Origin of the sequence: Croceicoccus gelatinilyticus, from assembly GCF_018398395.1 — a bacterium.
In the GTDB taxonomy this organism is placed as follows: domain Bacteria; phylum Pseudomonadota; class Alphaproteobacteria; order Sphingomonadales; family Sphingomonadaceae; genus Croceicoccus; species Croceicoccus gelatinilyticus.
Window position 1 is genome coordinate 1 of record NZ_JAHCBF010000004.1, and the last position, 16,736, is coordinate 16,736.

The following is a 16,736-nucleotide window of genomic DNA, read 5'->3' on the forward strand; positions in this document are numbered from 1 at the left end:
ACAGGTCGTTCATGATCAATCTCCTCCCGGAGCCTGAATCACATCGCCTCTCGCCAATCAATGGGTCCTGAGCCTAGAAACCGAAGCGGCCGAAGCGGCTCCGATGGCGGTCGACGGACAGCCGGTTGCCGGTGACTATACCGTGACCGCTGCAGACGGTTCGACCATGTCGGTCACGCTGACCGAAGACGGCAAGGCGACATATACCAACGCTGACGGCGAAGTATCGACCGGCACCTACACTGGCGGCACGGCAGAAGAGCCCTATTGCGTCACTTCCGACGAAAGCGGGAATCAGGCCTGCTATGCACAGTCAATGGTAGACGGCGTCTGGACTTCGACTGCGGTCGACGATCCTGAAAGCGTCGGCACGGTGACGCGCGTCGTCGCCGAATAAGCCGGGCTGACAAGTGCGGCAGGGGGGGCGTTGAAAGCTGATCTAGCCCCCCTGCAAAGCATTCTGGCTGGCATACTGTGGGCCATGCGCGCATCTGCCTTGCATGGCCAATGCTGCAACCACTCCCGGACGGGTCTTTCTCGTCGGCGCAGGACCGGGTGATCCGGACCTGCTGACGCTGCGCGCTGCGCGGCTGCTTACCTCGGCAAGGCTCGTCGTTCACGACGGGCTGGTCGAACCCGCGATCCTTGCCATGGCGCACCCGCATGCCAAGCTGGTCTCGGTCGCCAAGCGCCGCGCGCACCACACCATGCCGCAGGAAGACATCTGCGCCCTGCTGGTCCGCGAAGCGCTGGCCGGTAACGACGTCGTGCGCCTGAAAGGCGGCGATCCGCTGGTCTTCGGACGCGGCGGCGAAGAGGCAGAGGCCTGCCGCGCCGCTGGCGTTCCGGTCGAAATCGTCCCCGGCATTTCCGCCGCCAACGCCGCCGGTGCCGCCGCGCAGATCGCCCTCACTCACCGCGACCATGCCAGCGTCGTCAGCTTCGTCGCGGGCCAGTGCAAGGGCCTGTCGGATCAGGACTGGTCGGGCCTTGCAGGGGTCGGCCGCACGCTCGTCATCTACATGGGCGTGAAGACCGCGCCGCAGATCGCGGACAAGCTGATGGCCGACGGCCTTGCCCCCGAAATGGCCGTTGCCGTCATCGAAAACGCCGCGCGCCCCGAGATGCGGGTGCTGCGCGGCCTTCTCGCCGGTCTGCCCGATCTGGTCGAGGACAATCGGGTGAAGAGCCCGGCGCTTATCGTCATCGGCGAAGTCACGCGTGAACGTGACGACGCACTCGCCGCCCTTGCTGTGGAAGCCAACAAATGAAGATCCTGACCGGAAACGACCTCAAGACCGGCGACGTGACCTGGTGGGACGGCCAGGGCTGGTCGCGCCACGTCAACGATGCCGTCGATGTCGGCGAAAAGGCCGACGAGATCGCCGCGCGCGAGGAAGCTTCGCGCAATGTCGTTGGCGCCTACGCCATCGACGCGGCAACGGACGAAAACGGCGTGCGCCCCGCGCACATCAAGGAACGCATCCGCGCCCTTGGCCCGACGGTCCGCCCCGACCTGACCCTCAAACCTGCCGACCCCGAAGCCGGCAACTGGGTGATCTGAGATGTACAAGTACGACAACTACGACCAGCAGATGGTCGATGCCCGCGTCGAGGAATTCCGCGACCAGACCCGTCGCCGCCTGTCGGGCGAGCTTTCGGAAGAGAAGTTCCGCCCGCTGCGCCTGATGAACGGCCTCTACCTGCAGCTTCACGCCTATATGCTGCGCGTCGCCGTGCCCTATGGCACGCTGTCGGGTGCGCAGATGAAAGTGCTGGGCGACATCGCGGACAAGTACGACCGCGGCTACGGCCACTTCACCACGCGCCAGAACATCCAGTACAACTGGATCAAGCTGGAAGAAGCGCCCGATCTCCTGGCTGATCTCGCCAAGGTCGAGATGCACGCCATTCAGACCAGCGGCAATTGCATCCGCAACATCAGTTCCGATCACTTCGCCGGTGCCGCCGCCGACGAACTGGTCGACCCGCGCCCCTATGCCGAACTGCTGCGCCAGTGGTCGAGCTTCCACCCCGAATTCAGCTACCTTCCGCGCAAGTTCAAGATCGCCGTGATCGCATCGGATACCGACCGCGCGGCCATGCGCCTGCACGACATCGGCATCCAGATCGTGAAGAATGAAGCAGGCGAAATCGGCGCTGCATTCTACGTCGGTGGCGGCATGGGCCGCACCCCAATGGTCGCGCCCTGCATCAACGAATTCGTGCCGATCGACCAGCTGGTGACGTATTCGGAGGCGTGCCTGCGCGTCTACAACCGCCACGGTCGCCGCGACAACAAGTACAAGGCTCGCATCAAGATCCTCGTCCACGAAATGGGCAAGGATGAATACACGCGTCAGGTCGAGGAAGAGTTCGCCCACCTGCTTACGCAGGGCATCGAGCCTCCGCTCGCAGAGCTTGAGCGGATCAAGCCCTACTTTGCCGACCCCGCCTTCAAGGCCGGCCTGTCGGACGAGATCGACCGTACCGACCCCGACTTCGCGCTCTGGGTCGATCGCAACACTGTTGCGCACAAGGCCCCCGGCTATGTCAGCGCGGTCATTTCGCTGAAGCCCGTCGGCGGTATCCCCGGTGACGCCAGCGCGGACCAGATCCGCCTGATGGGCGAGCTTGCGACCGACTATTCGTTCGACGAATGCCGCGTCACACACACGCAGAACATCGTCTTGCCGCACGTCGAAAAGGCGCGCCTCAAGGACCTGTTCGACGTGCTCGACGCGAATGGCCTGTCCTCACCCAATCTCGACACGATCGAGGACATCATTGCCTGCCCCGGCCTTGATTACTGCACGCTGGCCAATGCGCGCTCGATCCCTGTCGCACAGAAGATTTCGGAGCGTTTCTCGGGCAACGGCAAGACCGCCGAACTGGGCGAGTTGAAGCTGAAGATTTCCGGCTGCATCAACGCCTGCGGCCACCATCACGCGGGCCACATCGGCATCCTTGGCGTCGACCGCAAGGGCGTGGAGAACTACCAGCTCCTCCTCGGCGGAAGCGAGGCGGAGGACACTTCGCTCGGCAAGATCACCGGCCCCGGTTTCGACGAGGACGGCATCGTCGACGCGGTCGAGAAGGCCGCCGACGTCTACATCGCCAATCGCGAGGATGGCGAACGCTTCCTCGATACCTATCGCCGTATCGGCATGGATCCGTTCAAGGAGGCGATCTATGGTTGAGTTTCTCCGTTTCCGCGACGACGAAGTATCGGAAAGCCCCGCCGTCACCGTCGATGCTTTCGGCGACCAGTCGAACGCCGGCGCCGTCCGCATCGAACCGGGCGACGACGCACGCGAACTGCTGCCCCACCTTGCCCACATCGCCCGCGTGGAAGTGAACTTCCCCGTGTTCGGCGACGGGCGCGGCTATTCGGCGGCACGGATCCTGCGCGAGGCCGGTTACGAAGGTGAAATCCGCGCCGTCGGCGATGTCGCGGTGGATCAGATCGCCTATATGCGCCGTTGCGGTTTCGACGCGTTCGAACCCGAAAAGGCCATGAACGAGGCCGACGTGAAGACCGCGCTGGAGCGTTGGGAAAACGTCTATCAGAAGACCGTCGACGGCCGCACGCCGATCTGGGCGCTCAGGCACGGCTGATGACCGAAGCTGCCCGCCGCCTCGACCGTATCGACACTGCCCCGCGCTTCACCGCCGAGGACGCCGCCGCGCTCAACGCGCGCTTCGCGGATGCTTCGGCGGCTGAGATCCTGCACGCGGTTCTGGTCGAAGGCGTCGTGGGCCGCGCGGCGGTGGTTTCCAGCTTCGGGGCGGAAAGCTCGGTCCTGCTCGACATCGTGTCGGGGGTCGAACCGCAGGCGCCCGTCCTGTTCCTGGAAACCGGCAAGCACTTCCCCGAAACGCTGGAATATCGCGACCTGCTGGTAGGCAAGCTGGGCCTCAAGAACCTCGTCAACCTGACGCCCGATGCCGAGGCGCTGGCCGCGAAGGACGAGAGCGGCCTGCGCTGGTCCTACGACCCGGACGGCTGCTGCGAAATCCGCAAGGTGATCCCGCTGGCCAAGGAACTGGCGGGCTATGACGCGTCGATCACGGGGCGCAAGGCGTTCCAGTCGGCTACCCGCGCCGACTTGCCGATCTTCGAACTCGACACCTCCGACACGGCGGGCCGCCTCAAGGTGAACCCGCTGATCGGGTGGAGCCGCGACGACCTCAACACCTACATGGATGAACGCGATCTGCCCCGCCATCCGCTGGTGGCGCAGGGCTACCCGTCGATCGGCTGCATGCCCTGCACCAGCACGGTCGCAGACGGCGAAGACCCCCGCTCGGGCCGCTGGCGCGGTTGGGACAAGACCGAATGCGGTATCCACCAGGTGCCGGGCCTGACCAAGGACGGCGACCTGCCGCCGGACTACGATCCGGTTTTCTGAGGTGGTCGCCGCGAAGTAACGGCGATCAGGAAGGCTCGTCGCTTCGCGTGCTCAGTAGTTCCGCCACAACGGTGACGCGTTGTTGCAAGCTGTCCAGAAATGGTTTGCCGTATTTCTGCATTCGGTCCGGCGGGTAATTGCGGATCGTATCGCGATAGCGCGCTACTTCATTTTCCAGCGCCGAGAGCAACCGCTCCAGTTCGCTAGTCGTCAGATCGGTGCGTCGTTCATAGGCTTTGTCGATATGCATTGTGCTTACGCCACCTGAACCTAAAGCCACCCCTCGGCGCGATACCACTGGGCCGTCTGCTTCAACCCTTCCCCCGTCGCGATCTGGGGTTGCCACAGATCGGCAGGCGGGCGGTGTGCCGGGTCGGCGGTCCAGTCGGGGTGGACCATGTAGCTGGCGCGATCGGGGGTCAGTTTCGCCTTTGTCCCGCGCACCATGCGGTCGATGCGCGCCGCGCCTTTCACCAGCATCGCGGGCATCGATAGCGGCGTGACCTTGCGGCCCACCGCCTCACCGATGGCCTTTGCCATCTCGACATGGCGCCAGCCGCCTTCGCGTCCGTCGTCGGGGTCATAGACCTTGCCCGCATGCGCGCCGCCGTCGGTGGCCAGCGCCAGCAACAGCGCGGCAAGGTCGGCGGCGTGGATCATGGAGGCGCGGCCTTCGGGCGGCAGGGGCACGACGCCCAGCTTCGCCGCCTTGAACAGCTCGAACATCTCGGTATCGCGGGGGCCGTAGATCGCAGGCGGGCGTACGATGGTCCAGTCGAGCGCGCTCGCTTCCACCGCGACTTCCGCGCCGAACTTGGACTTGCCGTAGTCGGACAGGAAAGGCTCCCGCGCAGAGAGCGAGGAGACATGCACGAACCGCTGCGTGCCCGCAGCCGTGGCGGCATCCAGCATCGCTTTCGTGCCGGTGACGTTGCCCGCAACGAAACCCGCCTTGTCGGGCGCGTTCACCACGCCCGCGACATGCACGACCGCGTCCACACCGGTGCACAGCGTTTCGAGCGCATCGGTAGCGGCCAGATCGCCGCGCACCCATGTCACGCCCTCGCGCTCCGGCTGTTCGCGCCGTGTCAGGGCGCGGACTTCGTGCCCCTTGCCCGCAGCGAGATCGAGCAGCGTCGAGCCAACAAAGCCCGTTGCGCCCGATATCGCGATCTTCACTTGCGGATGCTCACGATCACCATCTGGTCGCGGTGGACCACCGCGCTGCGCGGGGCATAGCCCAGCAGGCGTTCCTGGTCGTCCGAATGGCGGCCCATGATGGCGAAGACTTCCGATGCGTCGTATTCGGCAAGGCCCTTGGCGATCTGTTCGCCGTCCGGTCCCCGCACTTCGACGACGTCCCCGCGTGAGAAATTGCCGGTGACGTCGGTAATGCCCTTGGCAAGCAGGCTGCGCCCGTCGTGCATGGCCTTGGCCGCACCGCTGTCGACCACCAACGTCCCGCGCATCCGGATACGTCCGCCCAACCACGCCTTGCGCCCGCTGTCGCGGCGGCGCGGCAGGAACAGTGTGCCGATCCCGCCCTGCAAAGCGCGGGCAAGCGGCGCGGTATACTGGCCATTGACGATGGCGAGCGCGATGCCGGCACGTTCTGCGATTTCTGCCGCCTGAAGCTTCGACGTCATGCCGCCCGAACCCAAGCCAGAGCCCGATCCACCGTCGGCCATGTCGTGAATCTTCTTGGTCACGCCGTGGACCAACGGGATCATCTGCGCGCCCGGTTCCTTCGGGTTGCGATCGTAGAGTCCGTCGATATCGGACAGCAGCACGACCGCATCAGCCTTGCCCGCCTGCGCCACGCGGGCGGCAAGACGGTCATTGTCGCCAAAGCGGATTTCGTGAGTCGCGACCGAATCGTTCTCGTTCACCACCGGCACGACGCCGCGATCGACCAGCCGCTTGAGCGTGGCCGAAGCATTGAGATAACGGCGGCGACCCTCAAGATCCTCCAGCGTCACGAGAAGCTGGCCCGTCGTCAGGCCATGCCCGCCCAGCAGGTCCGCCCAAAGCGCGCTAAGTTCAATTTGGCCAACAGAGGCTGCGGCCTGCGCATCGGCAAGGTTGGCGCGGCCACCCTTTTCAAGCTGCAGCCGCGACGCGCCCAGCGCGATCGCGCCTGACGATACGACAATGACTTCCTGACCGCGGATCGTGGCCGCGGAAATTTCGCCGGCCAGCGAGGCCAGCCATTCGCGGCGCGGATGCCCGTCGGGGCCGACCAGCAGCGCAGAACCGACCTTGATCACGATCCGCTTGCAAGTGCGCGGCAAAGTGAGGTCGTGGAGTTCAGTAATCTTTTCGGTTGGTTCGGATTTTTCCATCGTGCCTGTCGTGTCTGCCTTCCGGTCGTGTCTGCCTGCCGTCACGCTTAGCGCGTCAAATGGGGGACCATTCTTCCGGCGCGTCATCGCCGGAACCCTCTTCGGGCCCTTCGCGTTCCGCGCCCTTGGTTTCCGTGCGGGTCTTGTCAGGAAGATAGCCGAGGATCGCGTCCATCAGCGGTTCCAGCCCTGCACCCGTCGCGCCCGAGATCGGGAAGACCTCGTCCGCGCCTGCTGCCTTCAGCTCCTCGGCAAAGCCCGCGACCAGTTCCTCGTCAGCGAGGTCGACCTTGTTGAGCGCGACGAGACGCGGCTTGTTTTCGAGGTTTTCGCCATAGGCGGCCAGTTCTTCTTCGACGATGTGCATCGCCTCAACCGGCTCCTGCCCTTCGCCCGTGCCGGAAATGTCGATCAGGTGGATCAACACGCGGCAACGTTCGATGTGGCCGAGGAAACGGTCGCCGATGCCGGCACCTTCCGCCGCTCCCGCGATCAGGCCCGGAATGTCGGCCAGCACGAATTCGCGGCCCTTGTGGCGCACGACGCCCAGCTTGGGCACCAGCGTCGTGAAGGCATAGTCGCCGACTTTCGCGCGGGTATTGGTGACCGCGTTGATGAAAGTCGACTTGCCCGCATTGGGAAGCCCGACAAGACCGACATCGGCCAGCAGCTTCAGCCGCAGCCAGACCCACATCTCCTCACCCGGAATGCCGGGCTGATGCTGGCGCGGGGCGCGGTTGGTGCTGGACTTGTAACTGGCGTTTCCGCGCCCGCCCATCCCGCCTTCAAGCAGGACGATCCGCTGGCCGACCTCTGTAAAGTCGGCAAGAACGGTCTCGCGGTCCTCGTCAGAGATGATCTGCGTGCCGACGGGCACTTCGATTACCAGCGGCTTGGCCGACGCGCCGGTGCGGTCCTTGCCCATGCCGTGGCCGCCGCGCGGCGCCTTGAAGTGCTGCGTATAGCGGAAATCGATGAGCGTATTGAGCCCTTCGACCGCTTCGAACACGACGTCGCCGCCCGAACCGCCGTCACCGCCGTCGGGACCGCCGTACTGGATATATTTCTCGCGCCGGAACGAGACGGCACCGGGGCCGCCCCCGCCGGACTTAATGTAGATCTTGGCCTGGTCTAGAAAATGCATGGGCCGCCATTTAGGGCGCGCAACGCCATTTAGCCAGTGGGCGCGTAACCGTTGAAGTAGGCGCAGAGCCTTTCATAGGTGCCGTCAGGGGCGTGAAGCCCCATCTTGCTACGCCGCCAAAGCACGTCGTCGGCGCTTTTCGCCCATTCGTGGACGACCAGATAATCGACTTCGGACTTGGTGAGGCCTCCGCCGAAATCCTCGCCCATGTCAGCCAGCGTGCGGGCCTTGCCGATGATCACTTCCGCCTTCGTGCCATATGCGCGGGCCAGACGGCGCAGCATGTCGTGCGGCAATTTGGGATGCGCGCGGGCCAGTCCGACGAGATAATCCTCGAAATCGGCGAAATCGCCGCCGGGCAGCGTCGCGCCAGCCGTCCACGCACCGCTGGCGCGCGGCAGGTCCATTTCTTCCATCGCGTGTTCGGCAAGGCGGCGATAAGTCGTGATCTTGCCGCCGAATACGTTGAGCAGCGGCGCTTCCTCGCCCGCTCCGCGATCGAGGTCGAGCACGTAGTCGCGCGTTACGGCAGAGGCGTTCTTCGCCTGATCGTCGAACAGGGGACGCACGCCCGAATAAGTCCAGGCGATGTCGTCGCGCGTCGTGTTCTTCTCGAAATAGCGGTTTGCGGTGTCGAGCAGGTAGGCGATCTCCTCGTCCGAGATTTCCGCCTTTTCGGGGATTTCGGCACATGGGACGTCGGTCGTCCCGACGAGGGTGTAGTCATGCTCATACGGAATGGCGAAGACGATGCGCCGGTCCGGGTTCTGCAGCATGAAAGCATGGTCCCCGGGGTAGAGGCGCGGCACGATGATGTGGCTGCCCTTGATAAGCCGGACCTGCCCCTTGGGCCGCGCATTGGCGACATGGCCGATCACATCGCTGACCCACGGGCCCGCAGTGTTGACGATGGCCCCTGCCTCGACCGTGTGGATGCCGTTCGCGTCCTCGACCTTCGCGGCCCAGCCCGACCCTTCGCGGGCGGCGGAGACAAAGCGGGTGCGGGTCTTTACCACCGCGCCGTGTTCGACCGCGCTCATCGCGTTCAGGACGACAAGCCGCGCATCTTCGACCCAGCAATCGGAATAGACGAAGCCCTTGCCCTTGCGATTGGCGAGCCCTTCGCCCTGCCGCGCCTGATCGAGCCGCACGGTTTCCGTCTTGGGCAGGCGTTTGCGCCCGCCGATATGGTCGTAGAGGAACAGCCCGATGCGAACCATCCAGCCCGGCCGCGGGCTCTGCGTCTGGGGCAGCACAAAGCGCAGCGGCCAGATGATGTGCGGCGCCATGCCCCAGAGCCGTTCGCGTTCCTGCAGGGATTCGCGCACCAGCCGCACTTCGCCATATTCGAGGTAACGCAGCCCCCCGTGGATCAGCTTCGTCGACGCGGACGAGGTGTGGGAGGCAAGATCGTCCTTCTCCACCAGCAGGACCGATAGGCCCCGCCCTGCCGCATCGCGCGCGATCCCCGCACCGTTGATGCCGCCCCCGATAACGAGGAGATCGACGGACTGGGGAAGGTCATGGACTTGCTGCATTGCACCAAACCTAGCGACGACCGCGCCAAGGTTAAACCCCCCGCGGTCAGGCAGGACTTGGCATGCGGGGTTGACCATCGCGCCCTGCATCGCGACTTTCGCACGTGCACAAGCCACCAACCGGAGAGACGATGACCGCCAGCGGCCCCTATATCCTCGCCATCGACCAGGGCACGACTTCCACGCGAAGCATCCTGTTCGATGCCCGGCTCGACAGGGTCTCGGTCTCCCAACAGGAATTCGCCCAGCACTATCCGAAACCCGGCTGGGTCGAGCATGACGCCGAGGAAATCTGGACGAAGACGCTGGCAACCGCGCGCGATGCCCTGGCCAGCGCTGCGGTCATGGCCGCGAATGTCGCTGCCATCGGCATCACCAACCAGCGCGAGACGGTGGTTATCTGGGACCGCGCGACGGGTGAACCGATCCACAAGGCGATCGTGTGGCAGGACCGCCGCACCGCCGCGACGTGCGAGGCGCTTCACGAGGCGGGGCACGAGGACGTCGTGCGCCAGACGACGGGCCTGCTGCTCGATCCCTATTTCTCGGCCACGAAGATCGCGTGGATCCTTGATGAAGTGCCCGTCGCGCGCGAACGGGCCGAACGCGGCGAACTGGCCTTCGGCACGATCGACTGCTTCCTGCTCTGGCGGCTGACCGGCGGGCGGGTCCATGCGACAGACGCCACCAATGCCAGCCGCACGCTTCTGCTCGATATCGAGAAGGGCGAGTGGAGCGAGGAGCTTTGTGAACTGCTGCGCGTGCCCCCTGCCCTGCTGCCGCGCATCGGCGACAGCGCGGAAATCTACGGCGAAACCGACCCTGATTTGCTGGGTAGTGCGATTCCGGTCGCGGGCATGGCAGGCGATCAGCAGGCCGCGCTTTTCGGGCAGGCCTGCTTCCATCCGGGCATGGTGAAATCGACCTATGGCACGGGCTGTTTTGCCGTCGCCAATACCGGTGAGACGCCGCTGCGTTCGGACAACCGCTTGCTGACCACGGTCGGCTACCGGCTGGGCGGCAAGACGACTTATGCGCTGGAAGGATCGATCTTCGTCGCAGGCGCTGCGGTCAAATGGCTGCGCGACAGTCTCGACCTTGTCGAGAACTCGGCGGAAACGGCAGAGCTGGCCGCCACGCTGGACGACAATGGCGGGGTCTACATGGTGCCCGCCTTCACCGGCCTTGGCGCACCGCACTGGGATCCCCATGCGCGCGGAGCCCTGCTGGGCATGACACTGGGCACGACCCGCGCCCACATCGCCCGCGCCACGCTAGAGGCGGTGGCCTACCAGACGATGGACCTGCTCGACGCGATGAACGCCGACGGCGCGCCGCCGCCCGATGCCATGCGCGTCGATGGCGGTATGGCCGCGAACGACTGGTTCTGCGCCTTCCTTGCCGACATGCTGGCCACCCGCGTCGACCGTCCGCAGGAACTGGAGACGACTGCAAGGGGCGCAGCGGCGCTGGCGGGTCTGGGTGTCGGCCTGTTCGAAAATCTCGAGGCTATCGAGGCGCTGTCGAACTTCGACCGCAGCTTCGAGCCGACAATGGGTGAGGCCGAGCGCACTGAACTGGCCGATGGCTGGCACGAAGCGCTTTCAAGAGTGAAAGCCGGGCGCGCCTGACGCCCGGCGCAATCGAAGGTTAGTCCGCCCCGTCTTCGCGACTGGCCTGCGCGGTCAGCATGACGACTGCACCTTCCGCGCCATAGGCACCGTGCAATTGCACGATCGACAGCTTGGCATAGGCGACTCTGCCGCTGTTGTTCAGAAATCCGACTTCCATGCGCTGCGGCGGACCGCCGCGCAGGACGCCTTCCAGCGTATCGCGAAAAGCCACACGATCCTCGCGGGTCACAAGGTCGACAAGGGCAATGCCCATCAGGCGGTCTTCGTCCAGTTCGACCATGCGGGCGAAAGGATCGTCGATCCGTTCGATCGTGCCGCGGATCGAAAGGCGGACATAGCCTACCTCGCCATGAACGCTCATCGCCTCGAGGATCGAGGTTTTCACGTCGGCAAGACGGTGGCGCTGCCCGTCTTCGGTGATGTCACGGAACATGAGCACGTTGGTGCCTGCCAGCGGGAATGACTGAAAACGCAGCCACGCCCCTTCCTTGAAGGGCGAAGGAATGTCCGCCGCGCTGGGTTCACCGCCGACGACGGTGCGACGAGCGTGGACTTCCATCAGCGATCCGGCGACCGAGGGCAAAGCCTCGACCAAAAGGCGTCCGGCAAATTCTGTAGAATTCTTGCGACAGATCGCGCCTGCCACGCGGTTCGCATACTGGATACGCAAATCGGAATCGCAGATGACCAGGGCTTCGTCGATCCATCCGGCAAGTCCGACCAGTTCGTTGCCGTTCCCGACATTTTTGCCGGAATCGCTGGTCAGGTCGCGGTATTTCTCGATATCCAGAAGTACGTGGGTTTCCTTACCGTGGTTCGTAATGAAAACCGCCTTGTCGGACGCGACATCACGCCAGTGCGAAAATGCCCGGACGACCTCGGCTGCAGTAGCGGTAACACCGCTCATCGCTCGTCTCCTCGATCAGGAAAGTTCATGCTCTCCGGTTGCCTCTGACCCCACAACATATCCTCCAGTTACTAACCATATATTGATATTGCACAAAAGTCTCAGATGTTTTCGCAGATAATCATGAACCAATTGTCAGATGAAGTCCTGAAAAGGATTGCACCTGTGACAATCCCTGACATCAACATACTTGTGTGATCGCTCTCAAAGGGCGCGGAAGTGATATTTATGTATTTTGAGAAAAACTAAGTAACCGAACTATTCACCTCATCTTTTTGCCAGCACGGCGACCATCCCCTCATCCCGGAATGGGTTTAACAGGGGAGAATTCGTCATGTATTTCCAGAACAAGAACGCCCGCATTGCTATGCTGGCAACAGTAGGGATTGGCGCGCTTGCCATGTCCAGCAACGCCCAGGCGCAGACAATTACGCCTGTGGTCGACGTTTGTACCGGCCTCAGCCTCGATCCCTCGCTCGTCACAGACATCGTCGGTGAAACGGTTCAGCCGGTCGAGGATCTCGAAACGGTATTGAATGGCCTTGTCCTCAGCCCGCTGCTTGTTGGCCTGGGTCTGCCGGTCCTCAATAGCGATCTTGCCACCACGCTCGATACGATTGCCAACGGCAACCAGCTTTCGCTGACGGTGCTCGACACCGACGGCAATATCGTCACCTCGTCCGATGCCTGTAACGTGACTGCGGACGGCTTCACGCTGGACCAGGAAGCGGGCATTTCCATCGGCGGCAATGCCATCACCGGGCTTGGCGCGGACGGCCTTGGTGCGTCGGCGGGCGAGCTTGATGCGATCGCTTTCGGCAACAGCGCCTCGACCTCGGCTGGCGCCACCGGAGCGATTGCGATCGGCGCGAACGCTTCGGTCTCGGAAGTGGACGGCGTTGCCCTTGGCAACGGGGCAAGCGTCACTTTCGCCAACTCGGTCGCCATCGGTGCCGGTTCGGTCACGTCGCGCGGCGCAGTGGCGGGCTATAGCTCACCCGGCCTTACCGGCACGTTCGATTCGGTCGGCGAAGTGTCGGTCGGGGCGCCGGGTGCAGAACGCCAGATCACGAACCTCGCCCCCGGCACGGCAGCCACCGATGCCGCCACGGTCGGCCAAGTGCAGGGCGCGCTCGACGCCGTCGATGCCTTGGCCGATGTCGCGGTCCAGTACGACGACGGCACTTACGCCACCGTCACCTTGCAGGGCGCGAGCGGCACGACCGTAACCAACGTTGCCGACGGCGCGCTGAACGGCACATCGACCGACGCGGTCAACGGCTCTCAGCTGTTCGCGACCAACCAGAACGTGCAGGTCAATGCCGACGCGATCACCGCGCTTGATGGCCGTGTCACGGTCAACGAAGGCGACATCGCGAACCTCGACGGCCGCGTCACCGTGAACGAGACGGACATTGCCAACCTAGATGGTCGTGTCACCGTGAACGAAGGCGACATTGCCGCCCTTGATGGCCGGGTTACCGTCAACGAGGGGGATATCGCCAACCTCGACGGCCGCGTTACCGTCAACGAAGGCGATATCGCCAACCTCGACGGACGCGTGACCACCAACGAGACCGACATCGCCAATCTCGATGGACGCGTCACGACGAACGAGACCGACATCGCAAACCTCGATGGTCGCGTCACGACGAACGAAACCGATATCGCGAACCTCGATGGTCGGGTGACCGTCAACGAGGGCGATATTGCGAACCTCGATGGCCGCGTCACGACTAACGAGACGGACATCGCCAACATCGACAACCGGGTCACGGTGAACGAGGGCGACATCGCGAACCTCGACGGTCGGGTCACTGTCAACGAGACGGATATCGCCAATCTGGACGGCCGGGTTACGGTCAACGAAGGCGATATTGCCAACCTCGATGGTCGCGTCACTGTGAACGAAGGCGACATTGCCAACATCGACGGACGCGTCACGGTCAATGAAACCGACATCGCCAACATCGACAGCCGCGTCACCGTGAACGAAGGCGACATCGTTGCCATCGACGGCCGCGTCACCACGAACGAGACCGCGATTACCAACCTGCAGACGCAAGTTGCAAACGTTCCGCTGGGCTATGTCGACGACGTTGACGGCACCACGCCCAGCAGTTCGCCGACGCAGACGGTTGCCATGATCGGCGCCGCAGCTGGTCCGGTCACGCTGACCAACGTTGCCTCCGGCGCGCTGTCGGCCACGTCGAGCGATGCGGTGAACGGTTCGCAGCTTCACGCAACGAACATGCAGGTCGATCAGAACACGACCAACATCGCGAACAACGCTGCCGACATCACGACCAACGCCAGCAATATCGCCACCAATGCGACGAACATCGCCAACAACACGGCGAACATTTCGCAGAACACCAGCGATATCGAGATCATCCAGAACAACCTTGCCGGCAGTACGGTCGTCGCGGTCCAGTATTCGGATGCCAGCAACCCGCGATACAGCAATGGCGGCGTGGTTTCGCAGGACGTGACGCTGGTCGGTCTTGACCCCAACGCCACGGTGGGTCTGCACAACGTTGCCGACGCGGTGGATGCATTCGACGCGGTGAACCTGCGCCAGATGCAGTCGGGCATCGATGCCGCGCTCGCCACGGCCAATGCCTATACCGACATGCGCTTTGCTGAGATCGCCTTCGATCTCGACGATGTCCGCCGCGCTTCCTACGCCGGTACGGCAGGCGCGCTGGCGGTGTCGGGCCTGCCGCAAGTGATCGAGAGCGAGGGCCAGATGATCGCTGGTGCAATCGGCCACTATCGCGGGGAAACCGCCTTCGCCATCGGCTATTCCGCATCGTCCAGCGACGGGCGCGCCGTGTTCAAGTTCAACGGCACCGTCGACACGCACGGGTACGCGGGCATCAGCACCGGCGCGGGTTTCGCCTTCTGACCCTTTGACGAACCTACGCCTTGCGGGGGTGCAGCGGGGTCGTGCGACCCATTCCCTGACACCTGCGCACCCTCGGGCCAGCCCTCGCGATCTCGATCGCGGGGGCTGGTTTCTTTACGAGGTTGCGAGCCCGCGCCAAATCGATACCAACCAAAAGTGCAATGTCGGCCAAGCCGCCGAAATGCGATTGACCGCTTTGAAACAGATAGTTCGAGAGGACAGCCATGCGTAAATCGTCCCTGGTCCTGGCCGGCCCTACCCTTGCTCTTGCCTTGTCGCTCGCTGCATGCGGCGGCGCGCCTGAAGAAGCCGAGGAAGCCCCCGTCGCAGAAGTGACCGAAGAAGTGGCCGAGGTCGTCGAAGACCCGGCCATGGAACCGCCGGTCGCCGAAGAGACGGCAGAGCCCGAGGTCGAGGCAACGCCGACCCCGACGCCCACGCCGACGAAGACCGCCGAACCCAAGAAGGAAGTCGCAGCCGCGCCCGAACCCAAGCCGGAACCGGTGCAGGTCGCCGCGCTGGCCCCGCCGGCCAGCTACAGCCGCTGTGCCGTTTGCCACACCTGGGAAAAGGGCGGCGAGAACAAGCTGGGCCCGAACCTGTGGGGCACTTACGGCAAGGGTGCCGGCTTCCACGAAGGTTTCAAGTACTCGACCGCGCTCAAGGAATCGGGCGTCACCTGGGACGAGGCTTCGCTCCACCAGTGGCTGGAAAATCCGCGCAAGTTCATCCCGGGCAACCGCATGAGCTTCCCCGGCCTTCGGGACGAAGCCAAGCGCCAGGAACTTATCGACTTCCTGAAGCAGCTGAAGTGATCACGGCGTAAACGCGAGCTCAGGTATACGCCAGATAAGGGACCCGGCCTCACCTCTCTCGGCCGGGTCCCTTTTTCTATGTGCGGGTCCGTTTTACGTGCGGGTCAGGCCGTGCGGTAGATGGCCGGTTCGATATCGGTGAACTTCGCGACATCGGCCAGCACGCCGGGCGTTGCGGGCGACCCCAGCGCGGCGTCGATTTCTTCCTGACTGTCGAAGTTCAACGCGACGAGGCAGGCGAAAGGCTGCGCATCGTCATAGGGCCAGCTGACGTCCGCGCTCTTGAGGCCATGCGGGCCCCATGCCTCGTTCACGATGTCCATGTGCGTGCCGTTATAATAATCGCGGTCGAACTTGTGCCCTTCGTGACGCGGGTAATAAACCATCAGCTTGGCCATTGCGGAAAACTCCTCTTCCTTGTGAATATCAGGGTGCCGGTACGGTTACGGGTGTCGCCACGACCAGCTCTTCGCTCGTTCGCCAACCCTCTATGCCCTCGGCCAGCCACCAGACGCCTTCGTGCCCTTCGGCGGCCAAACGTTTCGCCGCGTTCCAGCCCATCCAGCAATCGGTGCGGCAGAACAGGATGACGGGCAGGTGCGGATTGTGGTGGCGGGCCTTGGTGACTTCGCCGACAAGCGCGTTCCACAGCGCCGGATCGGCATCGCCGCGCCCGGCCTCCGGATGCCAGACAGCACCGGGGATCGTCAGGTGTTCTTCCGAAAGTCGCCACTCGCCCGTATCGGGATCGCGCACGCCGCCGTTCACCGGCAGAACATCGATGAACAGCGCATCCTTGCCTGGGTCGAGTAAAAGCGCGGCGGGAAGCGCAAGACGGGCCGAAGGGTGCGGGTCCCTGTCGACCGGCGCGCGGTAGCGGGCGGTGCGATATCCGTCCTCGTCGAACTCGGCGCGCTGCTGCGCCGCCGCGGGCGCGCAAAGGCAGGATAGCCCTATGCAGGCCAGCAGGATCGCGCTTGCCTTCACCGTCTCTCCCGTTCCCTTATTCTTGGACCAAAGTGCAATGTGGCGCAGA

17 protein-coding genes are annotated in these 16,736 nt (G+C 64.0%); 9 read left to right on the plus strand and 8 right to left on the minus strand.

All coding sequences use genetic code 11. The features are described 5' to 3' along the window. Positions 1–103 precede the first annotated feature (103 nt). The 6 genes from KIH45_RS09370 to KIH45_RS09395 all read left to right on the plus strand — a co-directional run bounded on the left by KIH45_RS09370 (position 104) and on the right by KIH45_RS09395 (position 4,412). Positions 104–397, plus strand: a complete 294-nt coding sequence (locus KIH45_RS09370; protein WP_213175755.1) for a hypothetical protein — start codon at positions 104–106, stop codon at positions 395–397. A 103-nt stretch (positions 398–500) separates the two neighbouring features. Then, entirely contained in the window at positions 501–1,271 is a 771-nt protein-coding gene (gene cobA / locus KIH45_RS09375) for a uroporphyrinogen-III C-methyltransferase (protein ID WP_213175756.1), read from the plus strand. Further along, complete coding sequence (locus tag KIH45_RS09380; protein ID WP_213175757.1) at positions 1,268–1,564, plus strand: DUF2849 domain-containing protein; 297 nt, start codon at positions 1,268–1,270, stop codon at positions 1,562–1,564. Before cobA ends, KIH45_RS09380 begins: the two co-directional genes overlap by 4 nt. 1 nt (position 1,565) lies before the next feature. After that, positions 1,566–3,200, plus strand: a complete 1,635-nt coding sequence (locus KIH45_RS09385; RefSeq protein ID WP_213175758.1) for a nitrite/sulfite reductase — start codon at positions 1,566–1,568, stop codon at positions 3,198–3,200. After that, the gene (locus KIH45_RS09390; RefSeq protein WP_213175759.1) at positions 3,193–3,618 is read left to right on the plus strand and encodes a DUF934 domain-containing protein; all 426 of its coding nucleotides are present in this window, start codon (positions 3,193–3,195) and stop codon (positions 3,616–3,618) included. Before KIH45_RS09385 ends, KIH45_RS09390 begins: the two co-directional genes overlap by 8 nt. Continuing rightward, entirely contained in the window at positions 3,618–4,412 is a 795-nt protein-coding gene (locus KIH45_RS09395) for a phosphoadenylyl-sulfate reductase (RefSeq protein ID WP_213175760.1), read from the plus strand. The genes KIH45_RS09390 and KIH45_RS09395 overlap by 1 nt, the downstream gene beginning before the upstream one ends. Positions 4,413–4,437: 25 nt before the next feature. Here the strand turns inward: KIH45_RS09395 and KIH45_RS09400 are convergent, their stop codons facing one another. The 5 genes from KIH45_RS09400 to KIH45_RS09420 are packed head-to-tail and all read right to left on the minus strand — an operon-like array spanning position 4,438 to position 9,436. Next, positions 4,438–4,662 carry a hypothetical protein gene (locus KIH45_RS09400; protein WP_213175761.1) on the minus strand — a complete coding sequence of 75 codons (225 nt, stop codon included), beginning with the start codon at positions 4,660–4,662 and terminating at the stop codon, positions 4,438–4,440. 20 nt (positions 4,663–4,682) lie between these two features. Beyond that, positions 4,683–5,591, minus strand: coding sequence for an NAD-dependent epimerase/dehydratase family protein (locus tag KIH45_RS09405; RefSeq protein ID WP_213175762.1), 909 nt, complete (start codon positions 5,589–5,591; stop codon positions 4,683–4,685). After that, entirely contained in the window at positions 5,588–6,754 is a 1,167-nt protein-coding gene (gene proB / locus KIH45_RS09410) for a glutamate 5-kinase (RefSeq protein WP_213175763.1), read from the minus strand. Before proB ends, KIH45_RS09405 begins: the two co-directional genes overlap by 4 nt. 55 nt (positions 6,755–6,809) lie before the next feature. Next, a complete protein-coding gene (obgE, locus tag KIH45_RS09415; RefSeq protein WP_213175764.1) occupies positions 6,810–7,898 on the minus strand; it encodes a GTPase ObgE in 1,089 nt (362 codons plus the stop codon). A gap of 29 nt (positions 7,899–7,927) precedes the next feature. After that, complete coding sequence (locus tag KIH45_RS09420) at positions 7,928–9,436, minus strand: glycerol-3-phosphate dehydrogenase (protein WP_213175765.1); 1,509 nt, start codon at positions 9,434–9,436, stop codon at positions 7,928–7,930. 131 nt (positions 9,437–9,567) lie between these two features. On the opposite strand from KIH45_RS09420, the gene glpK reads away from it, so the two are divergent. After that, the gene (gene glpK, locus KIH45_RS09425; protein ID WP_213176089.1) at positions 9,568–11,067 is read left to right on the plus strand and encodes a glycerol kinase GlpK; all 1,500 of its coding nucleotides are present in this window, start codon (positions 9,568–9,570) and stop codon (positions 11,065–11,067) included. Positions 11,068–11,086: 19 nt separating this feature from the next. Here the strand turns inward: glpK and KIH45_RS09430 are convergent, their stop codons facing one another. After that, positions 11,087–11,977, minus strand: coding sequence for a PAS domain-containing protein (locus KIH45_RS09430; RefSeq protein WP_213175766.1), 891 nt, complete (start codon positions 11,975–11,977; stop codon positions 11,087–11,089). A gap of 334 nt (positions 11,978–12,311) precedes the next feature. On the opposite strand from KIH45_RS09430, the gene KIH45_RS09435 reads away from it, so the two are divergent. Continuing rightward, positions 12,312–14,885, plus strand: coding sequence for a YadA family autotransporter adhesin (locus KIH45_RS09435; RefSeq protein WP_213175767.1), 2,574 nt, complete (start codon positions 12,312–12,314; stop codon positions 14,883–14,885). Between the two features lie 224 nt (positions 14,886–15,109). Next, the gene (locus KIH45_RS19355; protein WP_273544152.1) at positions 15,110–15,700 is read left to right on the plus strand and encodes a c-type cytochrome; all 591 of its coding nucleotides are present in this window, start codon (positions 15,110–15,112) and stop codon (positions 15,698–15,700) included. Positions 15,701–15,804: 104 nt separating this feature from the next. On the opposite strand, the gene KIH45_RS09445 is transcribed toward KIH45_RS19355, so the two are convergent. Together KIH45_RS09445 and KIH45_RS09450 are read right to left on the minus strand one after the other, a co-directional pair. Beyond that, a complete protein-coding gene (locus KIH45_RS09445; RefSeq protein WP_213175768.1) occupies positions 15,805–16,098 on the minus strand; it encodes an EthD family reductase in 294 nt (97 codons plus the stop codon). A gap of 28 nt (positions 16,099–16,126) precedes the next feature. Then, complete coding sequence (locus KIH45_RS09450) at positions 16,127–16,687, minus strand: rhodanese-like domain-containing protein (protein ID WP_213175769.1); 561 nt, start codon at positions 16,685–16,687, stop codon at positions 16,127–16,129. Positions 16,688–16,736 lie beyond the last annotated feature (49 nt).

Bases quoted from the DNA above. Each gene is read 5' to 3' on its own strand.
- cobA (WP_213175756.1), top strand. From the start codon at position 501: ATGGCCAATGCTGCAACCACTCCCGGACGGGTCTTTCTCGTCGGCGCA.
- KIH45_RS09445 (WP_213175768.1), bottom strand. From the start codon at position 16,098: ATGGCCAAGCTGATGGTTTATTACCCGCGTCACGAAGGGCACAAGTTC.
- proB (WP_213175763.1), bottom strand. From the start codon at position 6,754: ATGGAAAAATCCGAACCAACCGAAAAGATTACTGAACTCCACGACCTC.
- KIH45_RS09430 (WP_213175766.1), bottom strand. From the start codon at position 11,977: ATGAGCGGTGTTACCGCTACTGCAGCCGAGGTCGTCCGGGCATTTTCG.
- KIH45_RS09370 (WP_213175755.1), top strand. From the start codon at position 104: ATGGCGGTCGACGGACAGCCGGTTGCCGGTGACTATACCGTGACCGCT.
- KIH45_RS19355 (WP_273544152.1), top strand. From the start codon at position 15,110: ATGCGTAAATCGTCCCTGGTCCTGGCCGGCCCTACCCTTGCTCTTGCC.
- KIH45_RS09420 (WP_213175765.1), bottom strand. From the start codon at position 9,436: ATGCAGCAAGTCCATGACCTTCCCCAGTCCGTCGATCTCCTCGTTATC.
- KIH45_RS09385 (WP_213175758.1), top strand. From the start codon at position 1,566: ATGTACAAGTACGACAACTACGACCAGCAGATGGTCGATGCCCGCGTC.
- KIH45_RS09390 (WP_213175759.1), top strand. From the start codon at position 3,193: ATGGTTGAGTTTCTCCGTTTCCGCGACGACGAAGTATCGGAAAGCCCC.
- glpK (WP_213176089.1), top strand. From the start codon at position 9,568: ATGACCGCCAGCGGCCCCTATATCCTCGCCATCGACCAGGGCACGACT.
- obgE (WP_213175764.1), bottom strand. From the start codon at position 7,898: ATGCATTTTCTAGACCAGGCCAAGATCTACATTAAGTCCGGCGGGGGC.
- KIH45_RS09380 (WP_213175757.1), top strand. From the start codon at position 1,268: ATGAAGATCCTGACCGGAAACGACCTCAAGACCGGCGACGTGACCTGG.
- KIH45_RS09395 (WP_213175760.1), top strand. From the start codon at position 3,618: ATGACCGAAGCTGCCCGCCGCCTCGACCGTATCGACACTGCCCCGCGC.
- KIH45_RS09400 (WP_213175761.1), bottom strand. From the start codon at position 4,662: ATGCATATCGACAAAGCCTATGAACGACGCACCGATCTGACGACTAGC.
- KIH45_RS09435 (WP_213175767.1), top strand. From the start codon at position 12,312: ATGTATTTCCAGAACAAGAACGCCCGCATTGCTATGCTGGCAACAGTA.